The 16,080-nt window shown below is 57.1% G+C and carries 13 protein-coding genes; 5 read left to right on the top strand and 8 right to left on the bottom strand.

The window, feature by feature from the left end; genetic code table 11:
• Nucleotides 1-56 precede the first annotated feature (56 nt).
• Nucleotides 57-395 (top strand): DUF4870 family protein, encoded by a 339-nt coding sequence (locus NJLHNGOC_RS00055; protein WP_133258649.1) that lies wholly within the window; start codon nt 57-59, stop codon nt 393-395.
• Nucleotides 396-1,095: 700 nt separating this feature from the next.
• On the opposite strand, the gene NJLHNGOC_RS15805 is transcribed toward NJLHNGOC_RS00055, so the two are convergent.
• From NJLHNGOC_RS15805 to NJLHNGOC_RS00025, 7 genes are all read right to left on the bottom strand, one after another.
• A complete protein-coding gene (locus NJLHNGOC_RS15805; protein ID WP_165837805.1) occupies nt 1,096-1,566 on the bottom strand; it encodes a hypothetical protein in 471 nt (156 codons plus the stop codon).
• A gap of 120 nt (nt 1,567-1,686) precedes the next feature.
• Entirely contained in the window at nt 1,687-3,381 is a 1,695-nt protein-coding gene (locus tag NJLHNGOC_RS00050; protein WP_239021234.1) for an alpha-keto acid decarboxylase family protein, read from the bottom strand.
• Between the two features lie 383 nt (nt 3,382-3,764).
• Entirely contained in the window at nt 3,765-4,349 is a 585-nt protein-coding gene (locus NJLHNGOC_RS00045; protein WP_113594567.1) for a helix-turn-helix domain-containing protein, read from the bottom strand.
• 214 nt (nt 4,350-4,563) lie between these two features.
• Nucleotides 4,564-6,498, bottom strand: coding sequence for a Hint domain-containing protein (locus NJLHNGOC_RS00040; RefSeq protein ID WP_113594566.1), 1,935 nt, complete (start codon nt 6,496-6,498; stop codon nt 4,564-4,566).
• A gap of 428 nt (nt 6,499-6,926) precedes the next feature.
• Complete coding sequence (locus NJLHNGOC_RS00035; RefSeq protein WP_113594565.1) at nt 6,927-7,724, bottom strand: N-formylglutamate amidohydrolase; 798 nt, start codon at nt 7,722-7,724, stop codon at nt 6,927-6,929.
• A gap of 88 nt (nt 7,725-7,812) precedes the next feature.
• A complete protein-coding gene (locus NJLHNGOC_RS00030; RefSeq protein WP_165837807.1) occupies nt 7,813-8,682 on the bottom strand; it encodes a MurR/RpiR family transcriptional regulator in 870 nt (289 codons plus the stop codon).
• Nucleotides 8,679-9,989 (bottom strand): M20 family metallopeptidase, encoded by a 1,311-nt coding sequence (locus NJLHNGOC_RS00025; RefSeq protein WP_113594563.1) that lies wholly within the window; start codon nt 9,987-9,989, stop codon nt 8,679-8,681. The genes NJLHNGOC_RS00030 and NJLHNGOC_RS00025 overlap by 4 nt, the downstream gene beginning before the upstream one ends.
• 230 nt (nt 9,990-10,219) lie before the next feature.
• Here NJLHNGOC_RS00025 and NJLHNGOC_RS00020 point away from each other — a divergent pair, with 230 nt between their 5' ends.
• The 4 genes from NJLHNGOC_RS00020 to NJLHNGOC_RS00005 all read left to right on the top strand — a co-directional run bounded on the left by NJLHNGOC_RS00020 (nt 10,220) and on the right by NJLHNGOC_RS00005 (nt 15,790).
• The gene (locus NJLHNGOC_RS00020) at nt 10,220-10,816 is read left to right on the top strand and encodes an isochorismatase family cysteine hydrolase (protein ID WP_239021232.1); all 597 of its coding nucleotides are present in this window, start codon (nt 10,220-10,222) and stop codon (nt 10,814-10,816) included.
• Entirely contained in the window at nt 10,809-12,134 is a 1,326-nt protein-coding gene (locus tag NJLHNGOC_RS00015; protein ID WP_239021231.1) for a type I glutamate--ammonia ligase, read from the top strand. The genes NJLHNGOC_RS00020 and NJLHNGOC_RS00015 overlap by 8 nt, the downstream gene beginning before the upstream one ends.
• Before the next feature lie 141 nt (nt 12,135-12,275).
• A complete protein-coding gene (locus NJLHNGOC_RS00010) occupies nt 12,276-14,591 on the top strand; it encodes a TonB-dependent receptor (RefSeq protein WP_165837806.1) in 2,316 nt (771 codons plus the stop codon).
• A gap of 11 nt (nt 14,592-14,602) precedes the next feature.
• Entirely contained in the window at nt 14,603-15,790 is a 1,188-nt protein-coding gene (locus NJLHNGOC_RS00005; protein ID WP_113594559.1) for an MFS transporter, read from the top strand.
• A gap of 73 nt (nt 15,791-15,863) precedes the next feature.
• On the opposite strand, the gene NJLHNGOC_RS16110 is transcribed toward NJLHNGOC_RS00005, so the two are convergent.
• A partial coding sequence (locus NJLHNGOC_RS16110; RefSeq protein WP_206059674.1) for a hypothetical protein occupies nt 15,864-16,080 on the bottom strand: 217 nt, incomplete at its 5' end.

Below are 16,080 nucleotides of genomic sequence, written 5' to 3'. Positions count from 1 at the left end.
ACGCGCATAACGGGACGGGAATGCCCCCATCGCAAGGGGAAGCTGGCGGCAATTCAATGGTTAACATTGTCTATATCCTGTACCTGATCGGGTTTTTCATTCCGGGAACCAGTGCGCTTGGAATAATACTCGCCTATATCAACCGGGATGATTCGCAGGAGCCCTATACCTCCCACTTCCGATTCCAGATTTCGATTTTCCTGACGGGACTGGTCTATTCGGTGGTGGGACTGCTGCTATATCTGTTCAGTCTTGCGGTTACCGCCATTTCGGGCGGAATAGGCGCGGTTTTCTTTGTTTTTCCGCTTCTGCTGATGCTGTGGTGGGCAGGATGGACGATTTACAGCATCATCCGTGGCCTGCGCGCACTGGGCCGCAACGAACCCATTTACTGAAGATACGGCACGAAAACCCTCAAAGCCGATCGATGCGGCCCGATCGTCATTCCCCGATGGAAGAAAACGCCCCTGAAAAAGGCGTCCGATAGCATTGAGGGAAAAATAATAGAAGTTTTGGGGTGCCACCTTTTTTTCAAAAAGGCGGCGTTCGCGGGCGCGTCCTGAAAAAACATTACCAGAAACTTCTTATAATTACGGGATCCCCAAAGACGGACCGTTTGAAACGGCCGACAAGGAACCGCGCAGAACGATCCGCGCAACGTCATGCGGACCAGGCTCCTGAAACCGCAAGGTCGAAGGATGCCGCAACGCCGTCCGGGCGCGGCCCCATCAGCAGGGCCCGCGCCGGACAGCAGCCATCATGATACGGCGACCCGCACACCATTTACAGGACGATCCTTCGCACAGACCTGTCGCGGCAGACCGTTAACAGTCGCCATGTCAGGGCCGTATCCGGGGTGGAAATGGGCAGGTTGTAATCTATCCGTCCAACAGAGGCATTATCGCATGCCTTGTTTCCGGAGGACGATCTGCCTGCCTGCGGTATTCCAGTGGAATGACCGGGCGTGGGCGGATCGTGGGCCACAGCGTGGGGATATCATGCCCGCCGGAAACCGGCGGCTTTATCGCGCATCAACCGCTGCGGGGTGCCTGCCTGTGGCAGGACAGGGTCAAGGTGGGGGTAACAACCCCCGCCTTAGGCAACGCGATCGGAAATGATGGTCGCAATCATCAGCGCCGCAATCATGGGCAGGAAAGACACCATGGTCAGCGACGACATGGCATGGACAGAGTTGGCAAGCAGTTCGCTCAGATTCTGGATCAGCATTTTCTTTTCTTTCATATCTCTCGATGTGGAGTGACGCGGTAAAAACACGAAACGCCGTTTCACTGCAACGAGGAAATAATGGAGATCCGTTTTCATGACGGTTTCATAAATATTCCAGAACAAATATTTGATTACAAAACAAACACTACCCTGAACTCTTCCCATGACATGCAGGGACCGTCCGAATATTTGTGATAAAAATAGAGGCAGGATTGATTTCCATCGAAATCCATCGCCTTCGTCCTGCATGAAGAGCAGGCAAATGCCCAAACAATAGGCATTGCGTTCACGTTTTCGTGAGGTATTTTGGGATTTCCAGAATGCTGGAAATTGCGTCACCCGTCAGGAATGACGCAAAAATATACAGGCGCACCAGATCGCCGTGCTTTTCAATAAGATAGCGCCATCGACAGGAAGCGCAATGCAAAATCGTCCCCTGCCGATGGATATCAGGAAAAATCAGCCTTCGCCAAAGGCTCCATAATCATAACGACGCACCACGCCCCCGAAGGAGGCGATTCCCGTCGGGCCATCCATGGGTTCGAACGCCAGTTCGATAAAGACCAGATGCCGGGGGTCCTCCGCCTGCCTTAACGCGGCCTCCAGCTCATCGGCATTGCCTGCCCGCAGGCAGACTGCCCCGCCCGACGGGCCCAGCACATCCGGCAACGCGGCGTAATCCCAGTTGGCGATATCATTATAGGCCGCCTTTTCCCCCAGGATCATGCGTTCGATCGTGTATCCCCGGTTGTTGAGCAGGAAAATCACCGGCCTGTGCCCGGCACGCAGGATGCTGGACAGTTCCTGTGCCGTCATCTGGAATGACCCGTCACCGATAAACAGCAGATGCCGCCGTTCCGGGCTGGCGTTGAGCGCCCCCAGCAGCGCAGGCAGGGTATAGCCAATGGCCGCCCATATGGGTTGCGACACGAAATGGCATTCCGCCGGCATGCGCATATGCGTCAATGCCACCAGCGACGTTCCATTATCGGCCAGCACGACGTCGCCTGTCCGCAGGAATGTCTGGATACGCGCCCAGAATGCGGGCTGCCCCCATTCCGCCGTCCCGATCGCCTTGCCCGGCACCTCCGTTGTGGTGACAGGCGTAGTCTTCGTGGTTGGGGAAGAGGATGCGCGCGCCGCCAGATGGGCAAGGACACCGTCCAGCAGGTCGGCCGCCGCCACGCCCATGAACGCATCCGTGCCGCAGCGTACGTCAAATGCCCCGATATTGATAAAGGCATCGCTGTCGAAAGACTGCGAAAAATACCCTGACGTTGCATCCACGAAACGCACACCCAGGCCGATCACGCAATCCGCCTGCCGGACCAGATCATACAGCGCGGGCGAAGACGCCTTGCCGCCATATATTCCCTGATAATGCGGGCTGGTTTCACACAGGGCTGCCTTGGATGTCGCAAGGGTGGCAAACGGGATGTCCAGCATTTCGGAAAGCTGCCGCACCCACGCGCCAAGATCGTAACGCCGCACCAGCGCGTCCAGCAGCAGGACCGGCCGGGTGGCCTGTTCCAGCCGCCGCACGATTTCCGCCACGGCCGCCTGCAGCTGTACGGGGTCGCTGCCGGGTTGTGGCGAAATGTCACTCCCTGCCGGGGCGGCTATCGAAACGCAGCATGTATCGGACGGAAGCTGCAGGTACACCGGCTGCTTTTCACGCCATGCCGCGCCCAGCACCCTGTCGATCTCAACCGCAGCATCCTGTGGCACCAGACGGGCCTGCGCCACGGTGAACTGCCTGTAGCAGTTCATGACATTTTCATACCCGCCATCCGCCAGCGTATGATGCAGCAGCGCGCGCTGCGCGATGGCGTGGAGCGGCGGGATGCCCGAAATCATGATGACCGGCACCCCTTCGGCATAAGACCCCGCAATGGCGGACAGGGCGCTGAGGTCCCCCACCCCATACGTGGTCAGGACCGCGGATATTCCCGACAGGCGGGCATCCCCGTCGGCGGCATAGGCCGCGTTGAGTTCATTGCAGTTGCCTATGAACGTCAGGCCCTCGGCCTGTTCAATCAGTTCGAGGAATTCCAGGTTATAATCCCCCGGAACGCCATATATCCGGCGCACTCCCAACTGCTGGAGACGTTCGATCAGGTAGGTCCCCACCGATTTGCGCATCGTCATCTTCATGCCTCGTTTAAATCTTTCGATATGCCATGTATCGAAAGCATCACCTTCGGCCCGACTGCGCAACCTTTTTCAATATCAACAAATATAATATATTTGTCTTATTTATTTAAAAATCATATCTTTTGCATTGCACCGGGATCGACTTCCCACGATGCATTCTGAACTTGGGATGTTTCTTGTCTTTCATTCCTGCGTTTTGTTTTCTTTAATTACAAAAAAACGTTCTGGAAATTATTATTCCCACTTCCTGTCTCGAAATTCCCGCCTTACCAACCATCCTGCTTTCGGGGAAAGCATGGCATGGCTTTCGGGAACGCCGGTATCAGGCCCCCTACCCTTTTGGAAAAACCAGAAACAGAACCGCGCCATGTGTGCACCCGGTTTTACGGGGCAATGACCTTTCCCTCTTTTCGGGCAAGCATTTCCATACGTTTTATCGCCTGCAACCTGTGTTCCATGGGAAGCGACCTGTAGAGTTCTATGATACTGGCTTCGTCTTTCGTGATCTCGGCCCGCACTTTTTCCTCGCTCCGGCCATTGAGGAAGACTTCCTCGCTAATGCCAAAAATCCGGGCGATACGGGGGATATGCCTGCTGATCCTGTTGGGACGTCCCGTTTCCCAAAATCCGACGGCCGTTCGGGAAACACCCAGCAGGTCGGCAAAGGCCTGCTGACTTAATCCGGCGGCCCTGCGCAGAAGCTGGATACGTTGTCCGATCTCGCGGGACGGGGAAAATCCATGGATGCTGGCCGCGCTCATCCCGTCACTGGATACAGCCTGACTCTGCTGGATCCACTTGCGAAATCCCATGACCGTTGTTGTCCGGTATGTAACGAAGGCGCGTCGTGTCGTCTGTTTATGGAATACGACGTGGTTTTCCCGAACCTCATCAATAGCACGCACTTCGCCACGGGGCGGCGCACCGGTCCAGACCTGGGCGACTTTCAGGATAAAAGATGTCGTCATGCTTCCTTGAAGACTGTCTGAAAACGGATCATTGCGAAAATATCACACGTTTTCTGGCGCTGCCCTTTCGCAGAATGTAACGTTCCATGAAGCTTTCCACGAAAATCTCCATCAGAAACTTCTTTATGATTCCTCGATGTTTCGTGGCGGCCCTTGAAACGGTTTCTTATGCAGCGTTCCCCCGCGCCCGTTCAGGCACGGGGGAATATCCTGCTCAGGCCGTCAGACGATCGACGTCCACGACGCAAGGCCCGTTATCCTGAACAATGTAGGGACCACCAGCCAGGATTTCGAGGCAGAGCAGCCCCATCAGCGTGGGATGCCGCTGTCCCAGATGAAGGACAGCCTGCCCGTCCGTCCAGCGACAGGGAACATTGGCGGGGGCATACCGGCCGTCATGCCATCCCTCCGAAGGATCCTGTGCAAGATGGGTGGCAATGGGATGCGCCACGTTGCCTTCAAACAGCTTGATTTCCTTGATCAGAACGCCGAGTTGACGACGATCATCGACATAGGGACCGATCGTGTCGGACGGTCGGCTGGTCCGGGACATGATGCGCACATTCTCGACCCCCGGCGGGATCATGAAAAATGCGTATCCATTCGCCTCGCGCATCTTGCGGATGATGCTGCCTGTTTCCGTCATGAGGTGCAGATCGGCATCTTCACTGACGATGGGCGCTTCGGATGCAATGGCGTGGCCTGCCTGCTGCGCACGGGCTTCAATCCTGTGGAACAGCGGTTCGACCACCTGCCGCGATACGGTCAGGGGAGCCGCGGCATCCCTGGCCCATGACCGGACAGGTCGGCCCCCGATGCTGACGATATTGCCACTTTGCCGGAAATTCACGCGATTTCCTGTATCGAGATAGCTTTCGGTCAGCATGCCATCCGCCCTGATGACCGAATGTTCTTCCGTTTCGATATGGTAGTATTCGTAGGACGTGATCGACCTGTCGTAAAAAACGGACCGATTGTTGACGAGCATGCGGGCCGGCACGAAACCGCCATCAAGGAACAGGCAGTGTTCAGCCGTAATCAGCATGTCCTTGTAAGGAACGCCTTCGGCAATGGCGTCCCTGAGGATCCGGACAGGATATCCTGCCTCATCATCCGGAAGGCCGGGACGGACCGTTTCATGTTTCCGCCCGGCCCATATGACCCGGCGGGCCTGCCTTTGATCCCCGGCATAGGCGATGACTTCATCACCAATCCGCAGATCCTGCACCGCGCGTTCCCCGGACGGGGTTTCAATCATGGAATTTTCGAGGAAGCAGACCCCGACATAGGTATTGTCACCGGCATAGGTCACCTGCAGGGGATTACTGGCGACATCCGTCCCGCTGGTTGAATATTTACCATCAGGCAGGGTTACGCCATCAGCAAGGTTGACGGAATATTCGGCAACCGTCTGGCCACTGGAATTCAGCAGGTTGATGACCCTGCCATCCGATCCGCTGCCGCTGATTGTATAGGAGGAAATGGCACCGGTCGTGCCCTGCAGCTCGATCGTGTCTTTCGAGGGGTCATAATTGTTCAGGGTGGTTGTACTAAGCGTTCCGGACGACAGCAGGCTGATGACCGTGCCGCCCCCATTAAGGATCAGCGTCCCGCCGCCCGTGCCGAAATTGACCGTGCCCCCTTCAAGGACACTGGCAAGGGCAGCGCCCGTATTGAACGTGCCGCCATATTCAATATTGACCGTTGAACCGGTCAGCAGGCCGACGAGGGAGCCGCCGCTGTTGCCTGTAAGCGTCGCCGTCCCGCCAACCACATTGATCGTGGTTCCCGAAATCGCGTCGACAAGGCCGGACAGGGTGTTGTCCCCCCCTATGTAATAGGTATTTGCCTCTGCCGCGCCAACTCCGATATCAATATTACCGGTAGATCCGGGCGCGCTTATGATCGTCTGGTTACTGGCCGCACTTATCAGGGTGTCATAGTCCTGGGTCCCGGTCAGGACATATCCGCCCGAAAATACCTGCGCCAGACCGAGAAGGTCCACCCCCGGGTTTATGTTTTCACCCGTATATACTACGGACCCATTGGGCGCTGTAATTGTAACATCCCAGTCGTTATAAATCAGCAAACCAGAATATGGCTGCGTGATATCGTAAGTTACGCCCGAAGCTGTAGTGTATTTTGTCATATCTGATACCTTTCCCGCCGGAACTGCCTGAACCGTGCTGCCTGCTGAAGCTGGTATCGGAATTATGTTCCGCAAAAGTGAGCAATCGGTAAACGGACATGTCTATGGATACAACTCAGGGCATGCCGCAACACGTGACGGCAGGCTGCGATTGGCCTTCCCTGCGGCAGCACATAACGCCCGCACCATCAGGATGCCCCGCGCGGACGGTTCAAAAGGGAACTCCGTAACGCCCCGCCCGGGCGATTCTGCCCAATGGGCGGAAAACCTGCCGTCATCCGCAGGACGCGTCATCGGGCAGGATGCACCAGTGGCGGGTAAGTTCCATACGTTACGGAAAAAGCGATACGCCCCCGAATGTCCCTGTTTCGGGGTACGGGATCATTCCTTGAGGTGGTGGATATGACGTCATTTCATGCCCGACTGATTCAATCAACGGCCCCCTGATCATCAAAGGTCTGTTCAACTTCACGGGCGGCGGTTGTCAGAAATGATGCCCATCGCGTAACGCCTGTTTCATCCGCCACCAGGTCCTGCCGGATTTCCACCAGACAGGCGGGAAGATCACGACCGTCGCCATGCACGGGAACGGCATAATCCTCATCCAGCTCGATCTGGTAAGGAAAATTCTCCGCAACCGGGAAATGGGATGCCTTGTGAAGCGCCTCTATGAACAGCCGGCCGTAAGACCGCGCATGACCGAAAAGAATGCCCGCGGCCCAGGGACGCCTTTCCCCCTTGAAGACGGGGGTAAACGTATGGATGCCAAGCAGTAACGTACGTTTTTTCCTCGCGACACGTTCATCAAGGATGGCCGTTACCGTTTCATGGAACGGGCAGAACCATTGTTCATGCCGTTTCGTGCGCTCTTCCATGGAAAGGGCCGCATTGCCGGGAATGACCGTGGTTTCACTGATTTCGGGGATCGAACTTCTGCTGTGCAGCGGCCTGTTGAGGTCGATCACCAGTCGCGACACCGTTCCCAGCACCAGCACCGCATCAAGGCGATGCGCCAGCGCGATGGCCATGTCCCGCGCGCCGATATCCCATGCAATATGCCGCAGCCGTTCCGCCTCCGGCAGTCCCAGATCGCCGTATGCCGGTGGGATATGCGATGAGGCATGTTCGCATAAAATCACATAAGGCGAACGCCCTTGCGCATTGATGACCTGGACTGCCCCGATTTCCGACTGCGCGGATGTATCCGGTCCATTTGTATTGTTCATGCTTGACCTTATGCATGTCGCACGACGTCACATACCGTCATGACCAGGCCATGCCATGCGCGGTTTCCGGTATGGAATGTCATGCTTGTTAAAACAGGGTTTTTCCGTACTTTTCCCGAATTTCCTCGATATCTTCCAACCGCGACTGCACCCGGCTTTCCTGATCCGCCATCATGGCGGCCAGCAGGGTCTCGATCTGGACAAGGCCGGGAACCAGGGTGTCGAAAGGGGATATGGTCTCGATCGGGGCGCTGAGCGTTATGTCAGCGAAGTCCGCGATGGGGGACTGCCACATGTCGGTAAACAGGAGAATCCGCGTGCCACGATCGCGCGCCGCGCGGGAAAATGCGATGATGTCATCCTGATACCGGCGATAATCAAAAACCGCCAGGGTATCGTTTTCCGTGAAATCGACCAGTATATCGACAAGGTCCGCCGGACCGCCATCAATGTGCGTCACCCCCGGCCGCGCCTGGATCAGGTGCCCGCACAGCAGCTTGGCCAGGGATTTGCTTGAACGCCCGCCAAGGCAATGGACGTAACGCCGGCGCCGGCCCAGAAGGTCGAGCGCCGCGCGGAAATTCGGCGGAAGGTACCCGTCGCGCATCGCCGTCAGATTGGCGATGATCCCGTCGATGAACAGGTTATGCACATTGTCGGAACGAAATGCCTCGGCATCCTTGCTTCGCAACACATGCAGTGGCGAAAACCGGTTGTTGTCCAGTTCCGCCAGCATGGCCGTCTTCATGTCCTGGTAACTGTCGAACCCCAGTTTCGATACCGCGCGCATGACGGTCGGGTCACTGACGTGCGCCTGACGCGCCAATGCCGACATCGGCCCCATGACCGCCAGCGGATAATTGTCGATAAGGACCCGGACCACTTTCAGTTCCGAACGGGTCAGATCAGCGCTGCGGGCGATCAGCTGATCGCGGATTGATATGTTGCCGTCCATCATGCGTCGTGAATACCACACCATTTCATAATACTGCCTGCCAGCACCTTCGTCGTCTCCGCGATGCTGTCAATCTCGACATACTCGTCCATACCATGGGCGTTATTGCCGGAGCAGCCATAGATGGCGCAGGGGATGCCATGCGCGGCGTAATGGGCTGCGTCGGACGCGCCGACGAAACCGGTGATATCAACATCCAGTCCCAGGCTTTTGCGTCCCGCCGCCAGCGACTGGACAAGGGGATGATCGACAGGCGTGTTCATGGGTTCGAAATGCAGGCCGCCCAGTTCCCAGATGACCCTGGGCGGATTATGCCGCAGCCAGTCGTCGGATTGCGCGAAACGGTGGACGAATGCCTCGAACGCCTGCCTGACATCGGCGGTCTTTTCATTTGGAAGAAATTTCAGATCGATATCAATGGCGCAGCAGTCAGGCGTTATGGCCGGGTTTTCCATCATGGCCGGCACGCCGCGTTCATCGGCAAAGGCGCCCCCGCGAATGACACCCGCATGCAGCGTATTCATGCCGGGCGGCATCAGGGGATGGCTTTTGGTCATTGCCCAGTCATGTTCAAGATCGCGCATGGCGATCAGGAATTTTGCCGCCAGATCGACGGCATTGACGCCCGGCGTGCGCTCCAGCCCCGGTGGCTGCGGGTAAAGGGAGGTATAGCGCCATGCGGAATGCGCCGTCCGTCCGGGAATGACCACGCGGACCCATTCCAGACCGCCCTCCGCCGGCAGGATCCGGCCGTAGGATGTTTCCGTGATGATGCCGGCCCGGCATTTGGGAAAACGCGCCGCGGCGTCGATCGCGCCGAAGCCGCCGGCCTCCTCGTCAACGACGCAATGGATATCGACGCGCCCACGCGGCCGGTAACCCGCCTTGAGGACGGCGCGCAGGGCGGCGATCATCGCGATGACGCCGCTTTTCATATCTGTGGCGCCCCGTCCCCACAGCCGCCCGTCATGGATGTCCCCCGAAAAGGGATCCATCGACCACCGTGCGGCCTCGCCCGCGGGAACCACGTCGATATGTCCATTGAGCATCAGAGACGTTTCATCTTCCCCCGGCAGGGAGGCAATGAGATTCGGTCGGCCGGCAAAGACATCATAACGCGTTGTCCCCAGCCCCATCCCGTCGAGAATTTCAGCCAGATAGGCCTGTACGTCCGCCTCCCGGTTCAGGCCTTCCCCGCGCTGGAATTTGGGGTTTACGGATGGAATGCGCACGATCGCCTGACTGTGTCGCACGGCCCAGTCCTGTTCCGCGTCAATCAGGGCACATACTTTTTCAAACGCTGCGTGCATCGGGCTGTCTCCATTTCCCCTTGACCCGTCGTGCGACGGATTTTGCGTGGGCAGACTGACAAGCTGTCAGGAATGTAAGATATTCCACATTATCTAATATAATGTCCATCATGAAATTGTATTGACACCGTATCGACCCGTACGCCATCGTATCTTCAGGGGCTACGGAACCATGGTCCATATCCACGCACAATTACGGATAGATGTTGATGAGACAACGGAATTCAAAAATGCGAGTGGGACGGACCGCGCTGCTTCTGGTGGATATGCAGGTTGTCTGGATGTACTCCGCTTCCGGCACCGATAACGACTATTTCACCCACCGCAATGCCACGGTTGCCGTTCCCAACCAGATGCGGCTTCTGCAGACCGCGCGACAGATGGGGGTGGATGTTCTGCATACCATCATCCGCAGCCTGCGTTCCGACGGGCGGGACCGTTCCCTCGACCACAAGCTGACACCGATCCATATCGCGCCGGATGACCCGCAGGGCGCGATCATCGCTGAACTTTCCCCGATCAAGGATGAGATCGTTCTTCCGAAAACTTCTTCTGGCGTCTTCAACTCCACGAATATCGACTATCTCCTGCGCAATCTCGGGACGGATCACCTGATCGTCGCCGGACAGCTGACCGACCAGTGCGTGGACATGGCCGTGCGCGATGCTGCCGACAGGGGTTACCGCGTTGTCCTGCCCGAAGACGCATGCGCGACATACACCGCCGCGCGCCATCATGCGGCGCTGACGGCCTTTGGGGGATATTGCATGGTGACGAATACCGACGATGTCATTCATCGCATGAAAGAGATCATGCCTCATGAGTAATGACATCCACATGACAACGGCGCTCGGGGCGTTGCTGACCAATGATCTGGTCGGGATCACGCGTGGTCGTTTCTTTCCCCTGCCCGCACGCAGTGCCGCGATGGAAAAGGGATGCGGATGGGTGCCCGCCAATCTTGGCCTGACCCCTTTTGATGAAATCGCGGCTGACAATCCGTGGGGATGCACCGGCGACCTGCGCCTTCTTCCGGACCCGCAGACGCGGTTTCTGTCACGCCGCCTGGGGGATGGCGCCCTTGACGGGATGCTGTGCGACATCACCACGCTGGAGGGAACGCCCTGGTATGGTTGCGGACGCTCCTTCCTCAAGGCGGCGCTGTCGGATCTGGAAAATGAATTCGGCCTGGTCCTTCAGGGCGCCTTTGAAATGGAATTCCAGATACAGGGTGCGTCATGGGGGACGGCGCCGGCCTTTTCCCTGCAGGCCATGCGGCGCGCGGACACGATGTGCCGGGATCTGGTTGACGCATTGACTGATATTGGCGCGGCACCGGAAATAATACTTCCCGAATACGGACAGGATCAGTTCGAACTGGCCTGCGCCCCCAGACCCGGCCTGCAGGCGGCGGACAAGGCGGTCCTTGTGCGTGAGGTCGTGCGCGAGGTCGCGCGCCTGCATGGACATCGCGCCACGTTCACGCCAAAGCTGCAGCCCGATGGCGTCGGCAACGGGCTGCACATCCATTTCTCGTTCCTTGATGCGACAGACGGAACGCCGGTTACTTACGATCCCGCGCATCCACATGGTGTCTCCGCGCAATGTGGGCAGTTCGTGGCCGGTATTGTCAGGCATATGCCGGCATTGATGGTGATGTGTGCGCCAACGGTCGTGTCCTATCTACGGCTGGTTCCCCATCACTGGAGTGCTGCCTACAGCAGCTTTGGCGCGCTGAACCGCGAAGCGGCGCTGCGGATATGTCCGATCGCGCCCCATGCCGATCCCGCCCGCGCGTTCAACATAGAATTCCGGCCGACAGACGGAACGGCCAGTCCCTACTGGGCCCTGGGGTGCCTGGTCCGCGCGGGACTGGAGGGATTGCGCCAGCGCCTGCCGACCCCGCCGCTGCTGTCCGGGGATCCTGACGCCCTGTCGGAGGCCGAACGCGCACAGTCGGGAATAACACGCCTGCCCGCCACCCTTGGTGCGGCGCTGGACTGCTTTCTTTCGGATCATGTTGTCCGGCAGTGGTTTGATCCTGTCCTGATCGAAGGGATCCGCACTGCCAAGAAATGCGAGATGGATAAAACCCGGGACTGGAGCCCGGAGAATATCTGCGAACAATACGCACGTATATATTAAATAGCATCAGGATATTTCCTGATAATATTAGAAATACCCAGAAAACAGGACAGAGTTCCCATGTCAAGGAACATAGAAAAAGGTTACAGTTCTTTTTCGCATATTCTTGGGTCTGTACCGATTCCCGCCCTGATTTTCGGGTTGGTCGCTGCGGAATGCGGCAAGGCGCGCGCGGCCGGAAATCCGCAGCGCAATCCGACGATGGATCAGGCCGCGCCCCGCCCCACGGGAAAAACGACACCCGGAGCCAATGTAAAAGCTGCTGACAGGAAAACCCTCCCCGAGGAAATAAACGTCACGGGCCAGAGCCATAAGCGCGAGCTGATAAAGGTACCACAATCCATCAGCAGCTATTCCGGCGCGGAACTGAAGCAGCTGAATGTCGCGCGTACCACCGACCTTCTGGGCATGACGCCGGGCCTGTACATGACGACAAGCTCGTTATCGCCCACGCAGGAATCAACGCAGCTGGTCATCCGTGGCGTCGGCACCAATGCACAGCTGGAGGCCGCCACCGGCACCTATGTTGATGGCGTCTATATGCCGTCCCTGAACTTTGACGTGGGCTTTATGGATCCGCAGCGTGTGGATATTTACAAGGGACCACAGAATACACAGTTTGCCCGCAATGCGGAGGCCGGGGTCGTCAGCATCGTAACGACGCCGCCCAGTGAAAAAAGGATACGCCGCGCGGAAGTTGGTTATGACAGCTTCAATACATTCCGGACGCAGCTCTATTTCAGCGGCAAGATCGCACGGAATCTGTATGGCTCCATCCTGGCGGATTACAGTCGTTCCGATGGTTACATAAATAACAAGGGAAAATCGAAATTTCCCTTTACCGACCCTTATTTCCCCGGCGAAAATCTGGTTGCGGAATATGGCAACCACATCAACCTCAACCGCTATACGGGCGTGGAACAGAAAGGTGGTTTCCGCACGGTCCTGCGTTATACGCCCACCGATAACCTCGATATCCGGCTGATCGGTGATTACCATCGCGACAATGGCAATCAGAACGGCGCAGGCCCCCTGAACAGCTGTCACTGCTATACCGTCAATGGCGATCTTGCCTATCAGTCCAACAGTGTTGATTACGGCGCTGCCATTGTCGCAAGTTACACGCTGCCCTACATGAAGCTTTCCAGCATCACATCATGGCGTGAGGCGAATTCGGATATCCCGCTGGACTTTGTCGGCGATGCGCGACTGCAGAACAACCTGCAGGACATCTATTCCGAACAGCAGTCAAAGATGCAGGAATTCCGTATCGAGTCCAACGGGTCACGACGCTTTACATGGAATGTCGGGTTCAGTGCCTACAAGGATCGGGAATATACAAACCGCTTCTATGTTCTTTCGGATCTGGATTCCCCGGACGGCACGCTGCATTCCCTGTATTCCGGCATCTGGAATTCCCAGGTCGTCTCCCTGCGTCGCACCGGCTACGCCGGATATGGAGAGGTGGGATATGCGATCACGCCCAGACTGCATCTGGATGCGGGACTACGCTATGTCTGGGAAGATGTCAGCGCGGCGGGGCTGGAACGTTATGTCATTCCGGCCAACAATGTCCTGACGTCCCCCCTGTCCAGTCTGGGATCATGGGCCTCTTTCAATACGGACGTGCCCAGCAGCCATTCCTGGGGCAAGGCGCTGCCTTCCGCCACGCTGCGATATGACATCAGGCGGGGAACGTCCGTCTATCTCCGTTACGCACAGGGCTACAAATCCGGCAGTTACCAGAAAGCGCCGGTTGTTCCCACCGATGTCAGCCCTGTCGCGCCCGAAGAAACCAGCACCTATGAAATGGGGATCAAGTCACAGGTCAACAAGCGCCTGCGTCTCGAACTGGCCGGATATGACATTGATCTGAAAAATCAGCAGGTACAGTCAACGGTTGTTCGGGACGGAATTACCTCGAACGCCATCACCAACGCCGGGGCAAGCCGGATTACGGGTTTTGAGGCCAGCGTGGCGTGGCGTCCCATCCATCAGTTCGAAATCACAGCCAACGCGGCCTATACCCCAAGCAAGTTTCTGGATTACGTCATTCATCCCGGCGTTGGAAAGGCACCCGTGGTGCGGACAGGTTCCTCCCTGCCCAGCACGCCTGACTGGACGGCAAGCGTCCGTGGCGACTATACCGTACCGATTGGTCCAAAAAAGAGCCTTGTGTTCCAGGCCAATTTCCGATGGGTTGACAGTACCTATGTGGGCACGAACGCGACCTCTGCCGATCCGATCCTGAATATTCCCTCATGGAATCAGCTGGACCTGAAGGTCATGTACAGGGGAGAATACTGGTCCGCGTCGCTTTACGGAAACAATGTTCTGAACCGGTATATCATCCTTTCCAAGTTCAACACATTCTTTGCCCAGCCGGCAGGCAGTTACATTCATGATGTCGTCGCCCCGCCCGCCAATGTCGGTTTCGACGTAACCGCCAATTTCTGAGACATGATGCCATGCCCAAGCAGGATAGATACCCGACGTCAGGCCTTTGCGGACTGATCGCCATCGCAGTCTTCGCGGGTCTGGCGAATGCAAGCCTTTTATGTGCACCGGTCATCGCCACCCAGCTGATGACCGAACTCGGCCTTGATGCGCGCAGGGTCGGGCTGTTCTTCTCGATGGAATTCGGGGGGTACTGTCTTGCAGGGCTTGGCGGTCGATGGCTCCTGCCCAATCTACCGTGGCGCCTGATCGTTCTGGTATCGGTTGCTGTCGTCGTCATGGGGGACCTGATCGCGATCCTGTGCCTCCATTACTTCATCGCACTTCTTTTCGTGCGTCTTATTACGGCAACGTTCAGCGCAATGCTTGGGATTGTTGCGATGAGCAGCGCAAACAGACGCGCGGATAGAGGACGTGCCTATGGCATCTATATTCTGGGTCAGTGCATGACAGGCGTCATCGGCCTTGCCCTGCTGCCCGCGCTATTCACGCATTACGGAATAAAATCATATTTCATCCTGCTGCCCATGTTGTTCATCGTCCTGTCCTGGATGGGCCTGTTCCTGGCGCAGGGTGGCACCAGGAACAGGCCCGTAAATGAGGGACATGTTTCGATTTCAGGATTTCCCGTAGTCCTGCGTCGCATTGCTGTCCTGTTGTTCTACATGGGGCTGAGTGGCATATGGACATTTTCAGGCGCAATCAGCGCACGTGCAGGGATCAGCGCCCTGCATGGCGGCGCGCTGATGTCAGGTGCCGCGTTTGCCGGGGTCATGGGATCGGCCTTGGCAGCCTGGTACGGTCGCAGGCCCAATATACATGGTGCGATGTTCGTGGGGTACGGTATGCTGATCGGTGCCCTGCTGGTTCTGATGTTGCCGACCGTGGGAGCATTCATCACAGGTATCGTGAGTTTCAAATTTGCATGGACGTTTGTCATTCCGTTCATTTTTGCCACGATTGGACAACAGGACAGTAAAGGCGAAGTCATAGCCGAGGTAAATCTTCTGGCCGGACTAGGGCTTTCTGTTGCGCCATGGCTTTCGGGACAGATCGTGGCCTTTGGAAACCTTCCGACCCTGCTTCTGGTTGAATGCGTTCTGCTACTGATTTCCGCAGGCAGCGTGTACTGGATGCAGATATATTCCAGAAGCAATATTCCCGACATATCGACGATGGCGGAAAATATCAGGAATTGATTACTGCCGCCTGCCTAACACCGCCAGTTCGCATCAGGCGTCCAGATAAACATTATGTATCGTCAGAGATCTTTTACCTGCCTTTATCGGCACGGCATGCATACACCCCCCCAATCCCCTGTGCATCCTGCGCGGCGACCTGGCGGCGATCCTGCAGTTCGCGGCGCACAAGAAAAACGCCACGGTCCATCCGGACAGTGGCGTTCTTGATGCGTTCGTATCGCAAGTATCTATCAGTGGTTGCGGGGGCAGGATTTGAACCTGCGGCCTTCAGGTTATGAGCCTGACGA

Source organism: Novacetimonas cocois (genome assembly GCF_003311635.1).
Taxonomy (GTDB): domain Bacteria; phylum Pseudomonadota; class Alphaproteobacteria; order Acetobacterales; family Acetobacteraceae; genus Novacetimonas; species Novacetimonas cocois.
Note: the sequence above shows the minus strand (reverse complement) of the source record. Positions and strands in the feature narration are given on the sequence as shown.